This window comes from Sulfitobacter sp. TBRI5 (assembly GCF_051013555.1).
GTDB lineage: Bacteria > Pseudomonadota > Alphaproteobacteria > Rhodobacterales > Rhodobacteraceae > JL08.
On sequence record NZ_CP112884.1, the window covers coordinates 49,511 to 67,145 of the forward strand.

A 17,635-nucleotide genomic window follows, 5' to 3' on the forward strand; every position below is an offset into this window, starting at 1 on the left:
TCCGCGGTTTTTCTTGTCATTTTCAGGATCTCCAGAATTGTACGGTAAGAATAGCATAAACCGCCAGCAGCTCTAATCGTCCGATCAGCATTGCCGCGCTTAGCATCCATTTTGCAGTGTCATTCAGACCGGCAAAGTTGCCGGCGGGGCCGATCTGATCCCCCAGACCCGGCCCGATATTGGCCAGCGCCGCCGCCGCGCCCGAAACGGATGTCGTGAAATCCAGCCCCGTCAGCCCCAGCCCGACAGCCAGCACGCCCAGCGTGACGACAAAGAACATGAAAAACGACATCACCGAGCCAAGTACGTCTTCGCTGACCGGCCTGCCATCATAACGTGGCGTGAACACGCCGTTGGGCGATCTGATCTTGTATAGCTGGGCCCGGATCGACGCGAACAGCAGCTGATAGCGGAAAATCTTGATCGAACAGGCCGTTGAACCCGCACATCCGCCTATCAGCCCGGTGAAAAACAGAACGGCAATCGGCAAGGCGCCCCAGATCATGTAGTCCGCGCTGGCATAGCCTGTGCCCGTCAGCAATGACACCGTATTGAACAGCGCCTTGCGAAACATTTCCTCGCCCACCTCGCCGGCCTGAAACATTTTCCAGAACACGATGGTCAGCACCAGAACAACAGCGGTGCCAAAGAATGCGCGTATCTGGCTGTCATGAAACAGGGGCTGGGCGGATCCCGCAGTCAACTGCACGAACCGCACAAACGGCAATGCGGCCAGCAGCATAAAGGCCACCGCCGCATATTCGGTCATTCCGGTAAAGCTGGCGAAGGATGCATCGTAATTGGAAAACCCGCCCGTCGCGATTGTGGTCATGGCGTGCACGGTGGCATCAAACGCATTCATGCCGGTGCTGATATAGGCAATGGCGCAGGCCAGTGTCAGGCCGATGTAGATCACCGAAATCCGGCTGGAAATTTCGGTCGCCCTTGGCAGAATTTTTCCAAAAGTATCAAAGCCTTCCGAGCGGAAAATCTGCATCCCGCCGACACGCAGTTCCGGCAGGAACACCATCGCCACAACGATGATACCGATGCCCCCCAGCCACTGCAAAATGCCGCGCCACAACAACAATCCCTTGGGCAGGTCTTCCAATCCAGAGAAAACCGTTGATCCCGTTGTGGTCAGGCCCGACATCGCCTCAAAGAAAGCATCTACAAACCGTGCTTCGGTCGCGCCGAACACAAACGGGATCGCGCCGAACAAAGGCAGGGTCAGCCAGACGCCAGTGGTCAGCAAAAAGGTTTGCTGGATTGTCAGGCCTTCGCGCACGCCGTTGGCACATGCCAGCGCGATCAACCCGCCGCAAAGCATTGTAATAACGGAACTTTCAAGGAAAACGGGCCAATGTTCGCGCCCCTCGGCCAGATCGACCAGCAATGGCAACAGCATGGTCAGGCCCAGCATGGCCACCAACAGGCCGATCACATATCCGACAGGGCGCAGGTCAATCATGAGGCGCAGGGTTGGCCGCAGGACAGCCGACTGTCAAGCAGGGACAGCAGCCCATTCGACGAACGCCCCGCCTGGCGCCCTTCGTCACGCCACAAGAGGGTCGGGCGTGACGTGTGATCGGGGGCGTCCGTCTTACTTGGCGGGTGGCTTGGCCAGACTGATCTTGGCCTTTGTTTCGTCTTTCCCGGCGTCCACCGATTGCGCGTTCAATGCAGCGGGCAACGCAGGCGGCATGGACGGGGCGCGGGGCCGTTTGACTGCGGCCTTCGCGTTCGATGGTGTGCTCCGTTCAGGCGTTGCGGCAGGAACCGCAGGTTTGGCCGGGCTTACCGGGGCATCGGCGGCCTTCGCGGCGGGCACGGGTTTTGGCGCTGCATCAGATTTTGGCGCTGGTGCGGCGGGCGCAGCGACCTTGGGCTGTGCAGCAGGTGCAGGCGCGGGCGCTGCAACCGGTTTTTCAACCTGTGCCGGTGCAGGCGCAGCGGTTTTCGCAACGGGCGTTGGCGTCGGCGCAACCACAGCTTTTGCAACAGGCTCAGGCTGTGCGACAGGTTTGGCAACCACCGGTTTTGGTTTGATTTTGGCTTTAACAGGCTTTGCCGCAGCGGTTTTGACGACTTTGACAGGCTTGGCGTCCGGTTTGGGTGTTGTGGCCACCACCCGCGACGGTTTCTGGCGCACCGGTTTCGCCTTGCGCTGGGGTTTGCGCGGTTTGGGGGCGGCAGAAACCGCAGGTTTCGGCGCGCTGGCGGGCGCGTCAGGGGTTGTTGGCAACCAGACAAGCGGCGCGTTCCTGATTGACTGCATCACGATTTGCGAGGCTTTCAGATTGCTGGCCCATGTGTAGCCTGCCAGTTTCAGGCAGGCGGCGGAAAAGGCCAATGGATGTGTCATAGGGATCATTTCAAATCTCCGATCATGTCGTTCATTTGCTAAGTCTGAGAGTTGTGGGGCCGCGCCGCGCCAGCCGTTTCCGGTTGGATCTGGCCTTTTTGGACAATGGTTTGATCGCGGCGGCCATAATTTTGTCGGGGGCCCCGCCCTCGATGGCTGTCATGGTGCTGGCCACCATTGCTTCGGTAAAGGCCGGCCCCTTTTCACGCAGCATGGCGTGGTTTTCGCCCCGTGGCACGGACCAGGCCCCACCCATACCCATCAGCCTGTAGGCCACAACACTGTGCGCTTCGGTGATCAGCGTTGCATAGGATACCCACAAGGTTGCGATGTCGGCGGGTGAAGGGTGCTTCATTCAGCACACCGGTTCTTGCTGCATCGCAGCAGTCGCGCGAGTCTGACCGAAAAATCTTGCCTTGCCATCGAAAACCGCCTTTTATCGACCAAATCAAGGTCAACCATACGCAGTTTTTCTATTGATGACAGATAAAAATGCTGCACTGCGGCATTAAGTGTCAATCTGGGCTTTCATGCGGGTTCTGCCCAGATTGGGCCCGGTGGGACTGCACGCCGCATCAACGTTGGAAACGTCCGCGATCTTATCCGACGTGGAACAGCGTGCTGAACAGTTTGGGATCAAGGCTCGTGCTTGCGAACATACCGCCCTCTGTCAGAACGCTGACCGCATCATGGCTGTGCAGGCTTTCCTGATGGCTGGCGATGATACGGAAATCCCCTACCCTCACATCTGCCTGAAGCTGTTCACAGAACAGACGCGCCGCGTCTTCCACAAAAATCGGATTGGCGGCGTTCAGTTCCGCAAAGGCCTGTTCGTCTTCGCGTTTGACCATCACCTGTGTTTCGGTGGGCACCGCGCGACGGCACATATCAATCAGATCCTCGAACCAGAGACAGTTTGCGGCACTGTCCAGTTCGACCGAAATGCGCGCGACAGAGCGTTGCGAATGGGGTGTCGCCAATTGGCCGCGCGTAATGCGCGCATGTTCGGATAGTTCAAGCGAACACGGGCAAGTTGACGAGTATACATAGTCCAGATGTATGATTTTTGAACGTACACCGTTCTGCTCAACCAGTTCCAGCGCTATGTCGTAATACTGATATCCGCTTAACCCCGAGCGCAGACTGTCCATTTTGACCGGAAAGGAAAACCGCATCTGGATGCGCGCATCAAAGCTGTCCAGATCGGTTTTGTAATCATCAAGTGCGGCTTCGATCACTTCAAAGCTGAACGTGCGTTCGGCCTGTTTGTAAAAGCTGCGCATGATGCGCGACATGTTGATGCCCTTCTTGTCCGCGTCAAGGCTGACAGACCCGGTGACCGAGGTTTCAAGTGTCAGATCGCCATTGTCACGGGTGTGAAACCGGATGGGCAACCGAAAATTCGAAATTCCGACATGCTGGATTTGGCGGCGCGCGCCGCGGATCAGGCTGCTGGGGCCGTTTTGCAGATCGGGCAATCCGGCCTTGTAGGTTGCATCGACCGTGAAAGCTTCGGGGTATTCGCGGGACAGGGCCGGATAATCCGTCAGACCGGATGCCGGGATCAGGGCCGCAAGCGACGGGTCAAGTTGCGCGATATCCGCCGGGCTGGCTTGGGCCGCCCATTGACGCAATACATCCAGTGCCGCTTGGGCGTCGTCGGCATCAGGCAAGGCAGTCAGATCAGGCGCGTGAAGGTTCAACGGTACAACCCCTTTGAAATCATCGAACCACATACATAATGGTTCCATGTATTAAAATCCATTCACAAGTGTTTACGCGCGCACCCTGCGACCGGATCAATCTGAATCCGACATGGCCAGCATCTTCTGGAAACTTTTCATGCGCCGGCTTCTGTTCTTGTAATGTGCCGAAATCATAACAAACGGACGTGGCAGTTCGATGACGGCATCGGACAGACAGGCCAGCCGGGCAGCGTTGACGTGGCCCAAAACCATGCTGCGCGGCACAAGAGCAGCGCCAACACCCGCTTCGGCCATTGCGATGGCCGAAGCGACTGACGCGACCGTAACGTCCACCCCTGCCCCCCGATCACGAACCGGCCCGTGATTGGCAATCCAGTGCGCCCATCGCGGCACACTGCTAATCGCCGCCCCCCAGTCAACATGGATCAGACGGCCTGTCGCCAGATCAAAGCGGGGATCAGCTGCAACCGGGACCAGCGCATCGGTGAATAGCGGGGTAATCTGGTAATCCGGCAATTCGCCACCATAGGTCAGGCGAATATCAATTCCGTCGCCTTCCATATCAACCGGATCATGTTCGACCCGGACAACGACCGGAATGTCGGGAAACAAGGTTGAAAACCGTTCCAACTGCGCAGGCAGCCAGAACTGCGCCAGTGTTTCAGTGGCGCTGATCACCAGCGGTATGCCTTTGCCCCCTTCGGTCAGGGCTTGGGTGAACTGCGCGATATCCGATAATGCGGCGGCGGCATTCGTGTAATAATCGCGCCCTGCATCGGTCAGGCGGATCTGGTTGTTGTGCCGTTCGAACAGCTTTCGGTTCAGCCAGGTTTCCAGATTCCGGACCTGCTGGCTTACCGCTGCAGAAGTCACACCCAACTCGCGCCCTGCGGCAGCAAAACTGCTGGATCGGGCGGCGCATTCAAAGGCGCGCAAGGCATTCAGCGGGGGCAGTTTCATCACTGCAGTATTAAAGAAAATCTAGGGGATACCAAGAATTTTTGCAGTGGTGGAAAACGCGTTCGGCAGTCAAAGATGTGGAACCCCAAAGCATGGAAGGGTGCGGTATGCGCGATATCATCGATCTTGAAACCTATCCGCTGGATCAGCCGCACAGCCCCGGCTGGCATCGTCTTGTCGCGCACTGCCGCGGCGAACTGGCACAAACAGGCATGTTCAACCTGCCCGGTCTGATGCGGCTGGATGCGGCCGACAAAGCCGTGGCGCAGATGCAGGGCCAGTTTGCCGAAAACGCCTTTTGTCATACACGATCCCACAACATCTATTTCAGGAAAGACATTCCCGGACTGGCGTCGGATCACCCGGCACTGCGGCTGTGTGAAACATCCAACAGAACCCTGTGTGCGGATCAGATTGCAACGTCGTATCTGCTTGGGCTTTACGAATGGCCCGAATTCGCGGCATTTCTGGCCGCCACGATGCACAAGCCAGAGCTTTTCGTGATGCGCGATCCGTTGGCCCGCGTGAACGTGATGTCCTATCACGCAGGGCAAGCGCTGAACTGGCATTTCGACCGCTCGGAATTCACCACGACGCTGCTGTTGCAAGCGCCCGAACAGGGTGGCGATTTCGAATACAGAACCGATCTGCGTTCGGATGATGACCCGAATTATGATGGTGTCGCGCGATTGCTGACCGGACAGGACGAAATGGTCAAAAGCATTACCCTCACGCCCGGCACATTGAACGTCTTTCGCGGCAAGAACACGGCCCACCGCGTGACCCCGGTGCAGGGCGACACAGCCCGAGTGATCGCCGTGTTTTCGTTTTACGACCGCCCCGGCGTCACCTTTTCGCAGGAAGAGCGGATCGGTTTTTACGGGCGCGCATCATGAACGTTGACCCCCCTTTCAAGGATGATCGCAAGCTGGGATACCTGAACAGCGAAGGCGCCGATCGCCCGCTGAAAAGCCCGGTATCCCAGGATGTTCTGGAACGCGCGCGGGCCTACCGGTTGGCGCGGTTGCGCACGGTCCTGGGCGAATATGATGTGGCTGGCCTGCTTTTGTACGATCCGGTCAACATCCGGTACGCGGTTGACTGTTCCAACATGGGCGTCTGGACGGCACACAACCCGATGCGCTACGCGATGATCCTGACCGGTGGTCCGGGCATCATGTTCGAATTCAAGGGCTGTGAACACCTGAACGACGGGCTGGATGGCATAGACGAGTTGCGCAATTCGATTGCCTGGATGTTCATGGCCGCAGGCGACAAATCACATGACCGACTGAACCGCTGGGCCGACGAAATCGCCCAGACCCTGCGCGAACACGGCGGCGGCAACTTGCGTCTTGGCGTCGACCGGATGGAACCCGAAGGCGTTTATGCCCTGCAATCGCGCGGCATCACGATCATTGATGCAGGCCAGATCACCGAAATCGCCCGCGCCATCAAATCGGCAGATGAAATCGAACTGATGCGCTGGACCATCCGCGTCTGCGAGGCCGGAATGGCCCGTATTTACGACCATTCCGTTCCGGGCGCGACTGAAACCGAACTGTGGGCGCATCTGCATTTCGAAAACGCACGCTCTGGCGGGGACTGGCTGGAAACCAAATTGCTGACCTGTGGCCCCAACACCAAACCGTGGTATCGGGAATGTTCGTCGCGCCCCTGCCAAAAGGGTGAAATGATCGCCTTTGATACCGACATGATCGGTCCCTACGGATACTGCGCCGATCTGAGCCGGTCATGGACCTGCGGCTACACCCCGATGAATGATGAGCAGCGACGCATTTACAGTGCCGCCCGCGACCAGATCGAACATAATCTGGCATTGATAGAACCGGGGCTGAGTTTTGCCGAGTTCAACGCCAAAAGCTGGCAAATCCCGCCCGCCTACCAGCCCTACCGCTATTCGCTTGCGGCCCACGGTGTGGGCATGGCCGACGAATGGCCGGTGATCGCCCTGCATCCCGATTTTGCCGACAGCCAAAGCGGCACGTTCGAGGCGGGTCAGGTTATCTGTGTCGAAAGCCTGATCGCCGACGCGCATAGCGAAAGCGTCAAGCTGGAAACCCAGGTTCTGATCACCCACTGCGGCACCGAACGGCTGGACAGTTTCCCCTGGGAAGATGTCTAGGACGCCGCCAGTGCCTGCGTGATATCCGCGATCAGATCGCCCTGATCCTCGATCCCCACCGAAATCCGCACCAGCCCGCGGGTGATTCCCAGCGCCTGTTTCTGATCTTCGGGCAGGCGCTGATGCGTCGTGGTGGCCGGATGCGTCACGATGGTTTTCGCATCCCCCAGATTGTTGGAAATCGTGCACAGGCTCAGCGCATTCAGGAACCGGAACGCCGCCTCTTGTCCGTCGGCCAGATCAATCGACAGAACGGTGCCGCCCTTGATCATCTGCGCCTGGCTCAGTTCATGCTGCGCATGGGCGGGGTGGCCCGGGTAAATCACCCGCGCCAATGCGCTGTGCCCGTCCAGTGCACTGGCGATTGCCAGAGCCGTATCTGCCTGCGCATTTACCCGCAAATGCATGGTTTCAAGGCCTTTCAGCATGATCCACGCCGTAAAAGGGCTCATCGAGCCGCCGGTGTGCTTCATGTAGGGTTCAACAGTGCCGCGAATGAAATCGCGCCGCCCAAGGATCACGCCGCCCAGCGCACGCCCCTGCCCGTCGATATGTTTGGTGGCCGAATACACAACCACATCCGCCCCCTGTTCGAAGGCGCGCGAAAACACCGGGGTGGCAAACACATTGTCGACAACCACCTGCGCGCCGACCCTGTGCGCCATGTCCGAAACAGCGCGAATATCAATCACTTCCAGCGTCGGATTGGATACCGATTCAAAGAACACCAGCTTGGTGTCATGGCGCAGAGCATTCTGCCATTGCGAAAGGTCTGTGCCGTCGACAAACGTCACGTCGACCCCAAAACGGGTCAGCACCTCTTCCAGCACATAAAGACAGGATCCGAACAGCGCGCGCGCCGCCACTACATGATCGCCCGCACGCAACATCGCAGTCAGCGCGCCGCTGACAGCCGCCATGCCGCTGGCCGTGGCAAACCCGTCCTCGGCGCCTTCCAGTGCCGCAATCCGGTCTTCGAACATCGCAACTGTCGGGTTGCCATAGCGGGCATAGATGAATTCCTCGCGCCCGGCTTCGACAAACCGTGCCTCTGCCGCTTCGGCACTGTCATAGACAAAGCCCTGCGTCAGGAATATCGACTCGCTCACTTCGCCGTACTGGCTGCGTCTTGTGCCGCTGTGTACGGCTTTGGTGCGGCTGTTCCAGGTCTCGCTCATCTGATCGTCCTCCGGGCGCTTGCGCCCAATAAAAAACCCCCGTCGCGGTCAAGCGAAAGGGGGTCCCTCATCCTGACCTTTTAGCGGCTTGTTTAACGTGGCCCGCAATCCGGTATTCAAATCGCCACGGGTGTGCTATGCTTAAGTTATTCAAATCGTTAATGTTTTTGGCCCAGCTACTTTGCAAGCATCACCCGCTGCACACGCAAGTGATACAGGATTGATACGCAGCCAACACGCATCAAACACGGTGCGACTGATACAAAGGAGAGCCAATGGCGTCAATAATGAAGAGAGGGAATCGCTACCGAGCACTGGTCAGGCGGTCTGGAACGACGAGGTGTAAAACCTTCGGATCACGTCGTGAGGCTGAAGCATGGGCTGCATCAGTTGAGCGCAGGGCACACGAAATCGCTGCTCACGGATACGTCGCACCCAAAGCGGCGACTATCGCAGAACTGATCGACGCGTTTGAAGCTGCTGGCATGATGCGCAACGGAACGACGCGCTCCATTCTGCGTGTCAGTCGCCGTGATGTCGGTCACTACCGGCTGAGCGACTTCGGCTTTGTGCAATGTCTAGAATGGGCAGAGCGACGTATGGCAGACGGCAACGAAGCATCGACTGCTTGCGTCTACGTCTCCACGTTGGGGCGGGTCTACAAATGGGGCAGAGTAGCGAAGCGTCTGGACCTTCCTGCCAGTATCTTCTCGGAGGTTCGCATACATCTGCGTTTGTCGGGGCATAAGACTAAGCCCAGAACCCGCGATCGCATCCCGACTGATGCTGAGGTTGAGCGTATCATTGGCTATTTCAAAAGCACTTGGCGCAAAGGCAAGGTGCCTATGCACGAAATCGTGCGCGTAGCTGCTGACACAGCCATGAGGCGCGGTGAGATCGTTCGTGTGACTGTTGGCGATTTCGACCACAACCGCCGTGAGCTGACGATCCGCCAGCGAAAACATCCAGTTCATAAACGTGATGCAACCATTCCGATCCTGACCAACGAAACGCTGGCGATCTTGCATAGCCGGTGCGAGGGCCGTTCACCAAACGATCTGATCTTCGATTTCGATGGCAGGAGCGTCGGCAAGCAGTTTACGGCTACCATGCACGAACTTGGGCTGAACGGTTTGGTGTTTCACTCTTTGCGACACTACTGCGCCTCACGCCTGATCGCATCCGGCATGACGATCCCGATGGTGTCGATTGTTACGTCGCACAGCGATTGGGCCATGCTGAAACGTTACACACATCTGTCAGCTGCGCAGGTGCATGAGCAGGCACAGTCGCTTGGGATCAGCTAACATCTATCGTTCGCAATCAATGGTTTACGATTATGTATCAAGAATTTATTTTAATACATGCAAACGTTTCTACCATACCCCGACTTCACAGCTTCGGCACAATGCCTCGACTACAAACGGCTAGGCAAACAGCGCGTCGAGTGCAGACAGATACTAAATGCTCTTGAGGGCAGATCGCGTGGGTGGGTCAATCATCCAGCGACACGCATGTGGGCCGATCACATCGATGCGCTCAAACTCTACTACAACATCGTTTCTGAAGAATGGATCAGCCGAGGCTATCGCCACAACATCGGGTTCTACGAGGTCGGCTGCGATGTTGACCTACCAAGCTGGCTAGGCGACGGTCGATTTCACCTCAGCCATCAGTCAAACTTGGTTCGCAAGTCGCCAGCGCACTATCGCCAGCACTGCCCCGATGTGCCAAACGATTTGCCATACGTATGGCCCGTTTAATCTGGGCTGCCAGTGCTGAGCGCGGAGACCGTGTAAAACGAACTAGGTAACGGGAGGCATACTTCCCCCCCAGATGACTGCTTCCAGCCCAAAGCGGACATGGTGAGAAGCAGCCGAGCTGGTCAAAGCGGACCTTAACGCACGGGCAGTTGAGAGGCCGCTATGCGGGACCTTTCGGCCGTTCGCCGCACGTGCTCACTATACGCTGCAACTGCGGAGCCACTCGGAAGCATCGGCGGGAACCAGTCATTCGCTGCACTAACCACGAACGTCTTAGTTGGGCAGGAATCGTTCATTTCTTCTGAAAATTGTGGATCATTGTCACCGGGGGTGTCCGCAAACTGTGTTGGTCTGAAGTGCGGGACGAAGCGAACTTTACTGTTGCGATACGGCGTATTGGCCTGACAGGCATTTCGTCCTTGCCGAAGGGTCGATGGGTAAGGAGGCCGCGGTTACGCGGCCCAATCCGCCCAATTCCAGACGCTGGTGCGACCGCAGACGCCGTGCGAGTTGAAAAATACTTGCTCAGCAAGTAGTTCCCGGCAATTGCCACGTCATACGGCAGGCCACTTGCGCAATGTCGGATTGATAGGCAGAATTTTGATACGCCGCATTCGGAATTCGAGGGTCAATTCCTACGCTGGCAAAATCGGTCAGCTGCATTTGGCATCGTGAAGGGGTATGAGGAAATCGATTTTTGGCCCGCTTCGACAGGGCAAACATAGGAGATGGAAGACATGAGCAACAGTGAGATGACCCGCCGGGAGTTCAACGCGGCGGCGGCGGCGGGGGCGGTCACGCTCAGCGCCGCGGGAAGCGCGGTCGCGCAGGTGACGGAGGGGTTCGACCTCGTGCTTCGCGGGGGCCGCGTGATGGACCCGGAGACGGGGTTCGATCAGATCGCCAATGTCGGCGTTAAGGATGGCCGGATCGTCGCCATCACGACCGACCCCCTCGAGGGCGGCCGGCAGATCGACGCGAGCGGCCATGTCGTCGCACCCGGCTTCATCGACACGCATTTTCACTGGCCCCGGCCCATGGGCAACAAGCTCGCGCTGCTCGATGGGCGCACGACCGTCATGGATCTCGAGATCGGCACCCACGGGCCGCTGGTGGACAGCTGGTATGCTGCACGCGCCGGTGCCAACCAGATCAACTACGGCTGCGCCACCGCGCACGAATTCGCGCGGACGCAGGTTCTCGACGGCATCACGACGGAAGATGCACCCGAGATGTTGAACCACCGGGGCTCGGACAAGACCGGCTGGTCCCTGGCCCGCCCGGACCTCGAACAGGGCAACGAGATCCTGCGCTTGCTCGACGCCGGCCTCGCCGCGGGGGCCGCCGGCATCGGCTCGACGCTCGGCTACATGCGCGACGGCGCCTCGGCGCGCGAGGTCTACGAGATCCAGCGCGTCGCCGCGCGCTACGGGCGGCCCTGCGGTTTCCATTTCCGCTACACGCCCGGCACCGACACAACCGAGTCGAACGGCATCCAGGAGATGCTGGCGAACGCCGCCGCGCTCGGCGCCCCGGCCATCGCCTGCCACTTCAACAACCCCGGCTACAACCTCGTGCACGAGCTGCTCGTGGGTATGCGGGGGCGGGGCATGAACGTCTGGGGCGAGCTCTATCCTTACGCTGCGGGCTCGACGGCGCTCAACGCCGTCTTCCTCGAGCCGGAGGTCTGGGTCGACCAGCTCGGCTACGAATACGAGACAACCATCCAGGACGCACTCACCGGTGAGTGGTACACGGCGGAGAGCCGCTCCGAGATGATCGCGCGCGAGCCCGCACGGCTCGTACTGGTCTACAAGATGCCGGAGAGCGCCATCGTCGACTGGCTGCGAATGCCGGGCGTGGCGATCGCGTCGGACGGCATGCCGATCCTCGACGGCAGCATCACCTGGGACACGCCGTTCGAAGATCTGCCCAACAGTCACCCGCGCGGGGCCGGATCCTGCGCGCTGACGCTGCGCCTGGGGCGCGAGAACGGGATCCCTTTGATGCAGAGCCTCGCGCAGCTCAGCTGGAACTCCGCGCGGCCGCTCGGCCTGACGGGGCTGCAGGCGATGGAGGAGCGCGGCCGGATGCAGGAGGGGATGGTCGCTGACATCACGGTGTTCGACCCCGAGACGGTCACCGACAACGCGACCTATGCTCAGGGCAACCTGCCGTCCTCGGGCATTCCCTTCGTGATCGTGAACGGCACGGTGGTTGTCGATGGCGGCGAGGTCTTGCGCGACGTCAATCCGGGCCAGCCGATCCGCCACGAGCCGCGGGAAAGCCTGTTCGAGCCGCTGGACGTCGAGGCGTGGGCGCAGGCCTTCTACGCCGTCCCACAGGATTTCGGCGGCGGCATTCCGAACTCGCAGCCGGTCTACGACCCCCGGGTCATCCCCTGCTGCATGTGACGAGGAGCGTCGGCATAGCAGCAACAGGATCGGCAGCTTTCTGACACGTTGAGGACGACCCTGCAGGGTCGAGGACCCTGCAGGAGAGAAAGAGCAAGGAGTTCAACAAGGATCGGGAAACACAAGTTCACGGCCGAAAGCCGTCCTTCCAACCTCGGCAGCGCATTTCTGGAATCTGCAAGCCACAACGCTTTGCGGAACTCGGGCTCGTCTCGAAGCATCCCCGGTTATAACTAATTTATGAACTATGGTGGGCGTCAGCATAGCTCGTTGGCAAGCGTCGGTGTATCGAGGATCCTGTCGTTAACCTCGTCCCAAAGAGGTAATGGGATATATGGATCAGTTAACGACAGGATCGTTTTCTTAAACTAGCGATACTCTTTCACGTGGTGAGTGATGATAACCGCTTCTTTCCCGCTACGCTTGAGATGAAACTCCGGATTGGCTGACAGCCATTCGTTCAGTTTCTGTGCAAGAGCAACGCCCTCAGCAGCAGCAGCAGCAGCATCGGATTTTGTCGTTTTGCTATCGTCTTTAGTCATGTCGTTTCTCCTTGTGCGGCACTCGACCGCGTATCGACAGGTGACGCCTGCGACCGCAGACGCATCAGCTCAGTTTGAATGTCGTCAAGGAAGTAGAACCAAGCATTACCCAAGCGAACAGGCATGGGCGCGCGCTTCTCGTGACGCCAACGGCGCAACGTAGAAGTTGAAAGTTCGGTGAGTTCGGCGAATTCGTCTTCACAAATTACGCCGAGGTGATCATGCAAACGCATGGCAACATCCTCGACAGTATCGTGATAAGGGAGCCACCCCTTGGTTCTGCGCAGTACAGCTCAACAGGCTTTTTCACCGCCAGTAGCCGCTCCGTGTGGAGATGCACAGAACATGGCGACTAAGCACGAAACAGTCAAGCAGCATATTTTCTAAAACTAAGTGATACGAGGCTGATACAAAGGGTTTACAAGTTATTGAGATAGTTAAATAATTACTTAATCCGGTAACAAATCGCCACATAAAACCGATACTGCGCGCCGCGCGCCGCGTCAACACTGCGTGGTCGTCACACTCTCTGGATATCGCAGCCGGGAAGCAGGCCGGTCACGCCGGTTTTGCGCTGTCTTTGCCATGCACCGCATTCCTGTCGTCTCTGCCCTTGCGACGGGCGCAAAATACGCCACCATAGGCGCAACACTCGAAATGAAAGGGCCATCCCAATGCAAAATCCGATCGATCTATATTACTGGCCCACGCCGAATGGCTGGAAAATCTCGATCGCGCTGGAAGAAATGGGCCTGCCCTACACCCTGCATCTGGTCAATATCGGTGCGGGCGACCAGTTCAAACCCGAGTTTCTGAAAATCGCGCCAAACAACAGGATGCCGGCGATCGTCGATCCTGCCGGCCCAGATGATGCCCCGGTTTCAATCTTTGAAAGCGGCGCGATCCTGCAATATCTGGCGCGAAAGACCGGCCAGTTCGGCGGACAAACCGAACGCGACCGGGTCGCAATCGAACAATGGCTGATGTGGCAGATGGGCGGGGTTGGCCCGATGGCGGGGCAAGCGCACCATTTTCTGAAATACGCCCCCGCGATGGATCCCCCCAATGATCTGCCCTATGCCAAGGACCGGTATCGCAATGAAACCGCGCGCCTTTACGGTGTGCTGGACAGACAGCTGGAACAGAACGAATTTGTCGCCGGACCGGACTATTCCATCGCCGATATGGCCATCTGGCCCTGGGCCTCGCTTTGGGAAGGGCAGCAGCAAACGCTGGATGACAAGCCCCATTTTGCCAGATGGCTGGACAGCGTCGCCGCCCGCCCTGCCGTACAACGCGGCCGCGCTCTGGCCGCCGAACTGCGCACCAATCTGGCCTCCAAAGACCAGCGGTCGGCCCAGGACGTTCTATTCAAAAAGGGCTGATCCTGACCCAAAACAGGCGCACCGCCCGCCTTCATCTTTTCAAAAATACTTTCACCGAAGGTGACAAAAAAGGTGTCACGCCGCAGGCACGTCATTGTCCCTGATCGTCGTTGTCGGTATCGATCATGTAGCCTTGCAGCGCCATGATCTGCCACCACAAATACGCCATCAGCGCGATGGGAAAGCCGAAGGTTTCGATCTTGACCCACATATCGGTCGACATCGTGCGCCAGATGATTTCGTTGGCAACCGCCAGCACCGCAAAGCCCAGACACAACCTTCTGGTCAGGATCATCCAGCCTTCGTGCTGCATCGGCATCACCTCGGCCATCACATAGGCCAGATAGGATTGTCCGCGCAAAAGCCCGATACCCAAAAGGGCCGAAAACGTACCGTAAACCAGCGTGGTTTTCATTTTGAAGAACCGCTCGTCATTGAACCACGCGGTCAGACCGCCAAAAAAGATCACCATAAAGGCGGTGAAGACCTGCATCCGGCTCAGCTGGCCGGTCAGCGCCCACAGAATGCCCATTGAAACCAGAAGGATCGGCACGAACACCAGCGCCGCAACGATAAAACCTGAATACTCGGTGCCGTTCCATTGATAGGTTTCATCGCGGATCAGCAGGTAGATCCCGAAAAAAACAAGCGTCGGGCCAAGCTCCAGCACCTGCTTGAGAACAGGGTTGATCTGTTTTGCGTCATTCATTTCATGCTCCTATCCGCCCATCTCAACGATCACGGCCCCAAGTGCAATAAGCGCCATCAGAAAAATGCGCCGCGGTCCGACGGTTTCCTTCAGCACAAGCCATCCGATCAGGGCGGCAAATACGGTCGATGTTTCGCGCAACACCGCCGCTTCGCCGACCTTGTCCAGACGCGTGGCCAGCATGATCGATCCGAAACTCAGAAAAGCGGTCAGTCCGCCGAACACGCCGCGCGCCATCAGCGGGGCGATGGCGGGCGGGTTGGGCATGTTGCGCCAGCGGGCATAGGCGATGAACGGCATCACCATCCCGTCAAACATGAAAAACCATGCCAGAAACGTAAAGGGGTTGGCCGTCGCGCGGATGCCATAGGCGTCATAGGTCGTATAAAGTGCCACGAACAGGCCCGTCAGAACCGCCAGAAACAACGCCAGTTTCAGCGTGTCCCTCTCGGTTTCCAGAAACATCAGATTATAGACGGCCAACCCGAATATGCCGCATAACAGTACCGCAATGCCCATCCACTGCACGCCGGTGAACACTTCGCCAAAAAGATAATAGGCCCCGATCACCGTGAACAGCGGGCCCATGCCGCGCACCACCGGATAAACAACCGTATAGGCCCCCTTGGTATAGGCCTGCGCCTGCAACATCTTGTAAACAAGGTGAATTGCAAAAGCGGTGGCAAAGATGATCCACATGTGCGGCTCGGGCCAGGGCACCACAAACAGGGCAAAGGGAGCGGCCATCAGGCAATAGGATATATCGATCGCGCCGCGCGTCAGCCACGGATCATGCCGCCCCTTTTGCAAGGCCCCGAACACCGCGTGCAAAAAAGCCGCAAGAATGGCCAGCCCAAGCGCCAGTTGATGGCCGGCCTCGGTGCCTTCCAGCGCGACGAACCAGTCACCCATACGCGTGAATGGCCTGACGGGTTCGGGCGTTGGACTCGATCACCTGTCGAGCCCGGTCAGTGCGGCGGCGAAGTCTTCGGGGTCGAACGCATCCAGATCGTCGATCTGTTCGCCAACACCGATCGCATGAATGGGCAGGCCGAATTTATCGGCCAGCGCCACCAGAACGCCACCCTTGGCTGTGCCGTCAAGCTTGGTCATCACCAGCCCCGACACATCGGATACTTCCTGAAAGATCTTGACCTGGTTCAGCGCGTTCTGACCTGTCGTGGCATCCAGCACCAGCAAGGTGTTGTGCGGCGCGCTGGGGTCTTTCTTGCGGATCACGCGCACGATCTTGGCCAGTTCTTCCATCAGGTCGCCGCGGTTTTGCAGCCGCCCCGCCGTGTCGATCATCAACAGATCGGCGCCGTCCTGTTGCGCCTTGGTCATCGCGTCAAAGGCCAGACTGGCCGGATCGGACCCTTCGGGCGCTGTCAGGACCGGCACACCGGCCCGTTCGCCCCAGACCTGCAGTTGTTCCACCGCAGCCGCACGGAAGGTATCGCCTGCGGCGATCACCACTTTCTTGCCGGCAGCACGGAACTGGCTGGCCAGTTTGCCGATGGTTGTGGTTTTGCCCGATCCGTTCACGCCCACCACAAGAACCACTTGCGGGCGGTGCGGATAGAGCGGCATCGGCTTGGCGACAGGCTCCATGATTCGGGCGATTTCGCGCGCCAGCAGTTCCTTGATCTCGGTTGCTGACAGTTTCTTGCCAAAACGGCCTTCGGCCATGTTGGCGGTCACACGCAACGCGGTATCAACGCCCATATCCGCCGAAATCAGCAGTTCTTCCAGCTGTTCCAGCATGTCGTCGTCCAGCACGCGGCGGACCACGGTTGTCTTTTCACCACGCCTGAACAGACGGCCCAGAAGGCCGGTCGATTTTTCCGCCACCGGTTCGGGTTCCCGCGTTGCCATCGGTTCGGGACGTGCCAGCGTGACCGGCTGCGACGCGGCAGGTTCAGGTTCCGGTTCCGGTTCCGGTTCCGGTTCCGGTTCCGGTTCCGGTTCCGGTTCCGGTTCCGGTTCCGGTTCCGGTTCCGGTTGAACGGACTCCATCGCGGGCTTTGGTGCAACCACTTCTGGCTCTGGCTCTGGCTCTGGCTCTGGCTCTGGCTCTGGCTCTGGCTCTGGATCTGGATCTGGATCTGGATCTGGATCTGGATCTGGATCTGGATCTGGATCTGGATCTGGATCTGGAATGCGGTCTCCCGGTTCCGGGGCAATGGCAACAGGGCTTTCGTCCGTTTCCGGAATTTCTTCTTCGGTGCCGCCATCTTCCATGATGGCGTCCAGACCTTCATCAATCTTGGACGACGATTTGAACAACCGGTCTTTGAGTTTTTTGAAAAACGACATGCACCCTCCGCCACTCGGTTGATTTCACCTAATGGGGATTTGCGCCAGATGGAAGGCCGTGCGACTTGCCTTGGGGTTTCAAACTAAAATATGACCGTCAAAGGACCACCTTGCATGTGGCCGGAAACCGCAATGGCCCAGTGCGAAGGGG

At 58.5% G+C, this 17,635-nt stretch carries 17 protein-coding genes and 1 riboswitch; of the genes, 6 read left to right on the forward strand and 11 right to left on the reverse strand.

Features of this window, described 5'->3' with window-relative positions:
• Positions 1-22 precede the first annotated feature (22 nt).
• The 5 genes from OLX72_RS00230 to OLX72_RS00250 all read right to left on the reverse strand — a co-directional run bounded on the left by OLX72_RS00230 (position 23) and on the right by OLX72_RS00250 (position 5,031).
• Entirely contained in the window at positions 23-1,471 is a 1,449-nt protein-coding gene (locus OLX72_RS00230; RefSeq protein ID WP_433989510.1) for a TrkH family potassium uptake protein, read from the reverse strand.
• Positions 1,472-1,603: 132 nt separating this feature from the next.
• Positions 1,604-2,374, reverse strand: a complete 771-nt coding sequence (locus OLX72_RS00235) for a hypothetical protein (RefSeq protein ID WP_433989511.1) — start codon at positions 2,372-2,374, stop codon at positions 1,604-1,606.
• Between the two features lie 22 nt (positions 2,375-2,396).
• Complete coding sequence (locus OLX72_RS00240) at positions 2,397-2,720, reverse strand: antifreeze protein (RefSeq protein ID WP_433989512.1); 324 nt, start codon at positions 2,718-2,720, stop codon at positions 2,397-2,399.
• A 244-nt stretch (positions 2,721-2,964) separates the two neighbouring features.
• On the reverse strand, positions 2,965-4,068 hold the full coding sequence (gene folE2 / locus OLX72_RS00245) for a GTP cyclohydrolase FolE2 (RefSeq protein ID WP_114872141.1): 1,104 nt from the start codon (positions 4,066-4,068) through the stop codon (positions 2,965-2,967).
• A 96-nt stretch (positions 4,069-4,164) separates the two neighbouring features.
• Positions 4,165-5,031: a LysR family transcriptional regulator gene (locus OLX72_RS00250; RefSeq protein WP_114869395.1), complete on the reverse strand. Its 867-nt coding sequence runs from the start codon at positions 5,029-5,031 to the stop codon at positions 4,165-4,167.
• A 107-nt stretch (positions 5,032-5,138) separates the two neighbouring features.
• Here OLX72_RS00250 and OLX72_RS00255 point away from each other — a divergent pair, with 107 nt between their 5' ends.
• Both OLX72_RS00255 and OLX72_RS00260 read left to right on the forward strand, forming a co-directional pair.
• Positions 5,139-5,927, forward strand: a complete 789-nt coding sequence (locus tag OLX72_RS00255; protein WP_114872140.1) for a HalD/BesD family halogenase — start codon at positions 5,139-5,141, stop codon at positions 5,925-5,927.
• Complete coding sequence (locus OLX72_RS00260; RefSeq protein ID WP_433989513.1) at positions 5,924-7,177, forward strand: M24 family metallopeptidase; 1,254 nt, start codon at positions 5,924-5,926, stop codon at positions 7,175-7,177. The genes OLX72_RS00255 and OLX72_RS00260 overlap by 4 nt, the downstream gene beginning before the upstream one ends.
• Here the strand turns inward: OLX72_RS00260 and metZ are convergent.
• Entirely contained in the window at positions 7,174-8,355 is a 1,182-nt protein-coding gene (metZ, locus tag OLX72_RS00265; RefSeq protein ID WP_114869393.1) for an O-succinylhomoserine sulfhydrylase, read from the reverse strand. The genes OLX72_RS00260 and metZ overlap by 4 nt on opposite strands.
• 60 nt (positions 8,356-8,415) lie before the next feature.
• A riboswitch (SAM riboswitch) is annotated at positions 8,416-8,493 on the reverse strand.
• A gap of 137 nt (positions 8,494-8,630) precedes the next feature.
• On the opposite strand from metZ, the gene OLX72_RS00270 reads away from it, so the two are divergent.
• The 3 genes from OLX72_RS00270 to OLX72_RS00280 all read left to right on the forward strand — a co-directional run bounded on the left by OLX72_RS00270 (position 8,631) and on the right by OLX72_RS00280 (position 12,532).
• Positions 8,631-9,662 carry a tyrosine-type recombinase/integrase gene (locus OLX72_RS00270; protein WP_433989514.1) on the forward strand — a complete coding sequence of 344 codons (1,032 nt, stop codon included), beginning with the start codon at positions 8,631-8,633 and terminating at the stop codon, positions 9,660-9,662.
• Between the two features lie 57 nt (positions 9,663-9,719).
• Positions 9,720-10,118 carry a pyrimidine dimer DNA glycosylase/endonuclease V gene (locus tag OLX72_RS00275; RefSeq protein ID WP_433989515.1) on the forward strand — a complete coding sequence of 133 codons (399 nt, stop codon included), beginning with the start codon at positions 9,720-9,722 and terminating at the stop codon, positions 10,116-10,118.
• A gap of 737 nt (positions 10,119-10,855) precedes the next feature.
• Positions 10,856-12,532, forward strand: a complete 1,677-nt coding sequence (locus tag OLX72_RS00280) for an amidohydrolase family protein (RefSeq protein ID WP_433989516.1) — start codon at positions 10,856-10,858, stop codon at positions 12,530-12,532.
• A 368-nt stretch (positions 12,533-12,900) separates the two neighbouring features.
• Here the strand turns inward: OLX72_RS00280 and OLX72_RS00285 are convergent, their stop codons facing one another.
• Both OLX72_RS00285 and OLX72_RS00290 read right to left on the reverse strand, forming a co-directional pair.
• Entirely contained in the window at positions 12,901-13,074 is a 174-nt protein-coding gene (locus OLX72_RS00285) for a hypothetical protein (protein ID WP_433989517.1), read from the reverse strand.
• Positions 13,071-13,307: a helix-turn-helix transcriptional regulator gene (locus OLX72_RS00290; protein WP_433989518.1), complete on the reverse strand. Its 237-nt coding sequence runs from the start codon at positions 13,305-13,307 to the stop codon at positions 13,071-13,073. The genes OLX72_RS00285 and OLX72_RS00290 overlap by 4 nt, the downstream gene beginning before the upstream one ends.
• A 441-nt stretch (positions 13,308-13,748) precedes the next feature.
• Here OLX72_RS00290 and OLX72_RS00295 point away from each other — a divergent pair, with 441 nt between their 5' ends.
• Positions 13,749-14,459: a glutathione S-transferase N-terminal domain-containing protein gene (locus OLX72_RS00295; protein WP_114869392.1), complete on the forward strand. Its 711-nt coding sequence runs from the start codon at positions 13,749-13,751 to the stop codon at positions 14,457-14,459.
• Positions 14,460-14,550: 91 nt separating this feature from the next.
• Here the strand turns inward: OLX72_RS00295 and OLX72_RS00300 are convergent, their stop codons facing one another.
• From OLX72_RS00300 to ftsY, 3 genes are read right to left on the reverse strand one after another with little or no spacing between them, the layout of a single operon-like run.
• The gene (locus OLX72_RS00300) at positions 14,551-15,168 is read right to left on the reverse strand and encodes an inner membrane-spanning protein YciB (RefSeq protein WP_433989519.1); all 618 of its coding nucleotides are present in this window, start codon (positions 15,166-15,168) and stop codon (positions 14,551-14,553) included.
• A 9-nt stretch (positions 15,169-15,177) separates the two neighbouring features.
• Positions 15,178-16,080, reverse strand: coding sequence for an EamA family transporter (locus tag OLX72_RS00305; RefSeq protein ID WP_114869390.1), 903 nt, complete (start codon positions 16,078-16,080; stop codon positions 15,178-15,180).
• Positions 16,081-16,119: 39 nt separating this feature from the next.
• Positions 16,120-17,484 carry a signal recognition particle-docking protein FtsY gene (gene ftsY / locus OLX72_RS00310; protein WP_433989520.1) on the reverse strand — a complete coding sequence of 455 codons (1,365 nt, stop codon included), beginning with the start codon at positions 17,482-17,484 and terminating at the stop codon, positions 16,120-16,122.
• Positions 17,485-17,635: the final 151 nt, after the last annotated feature.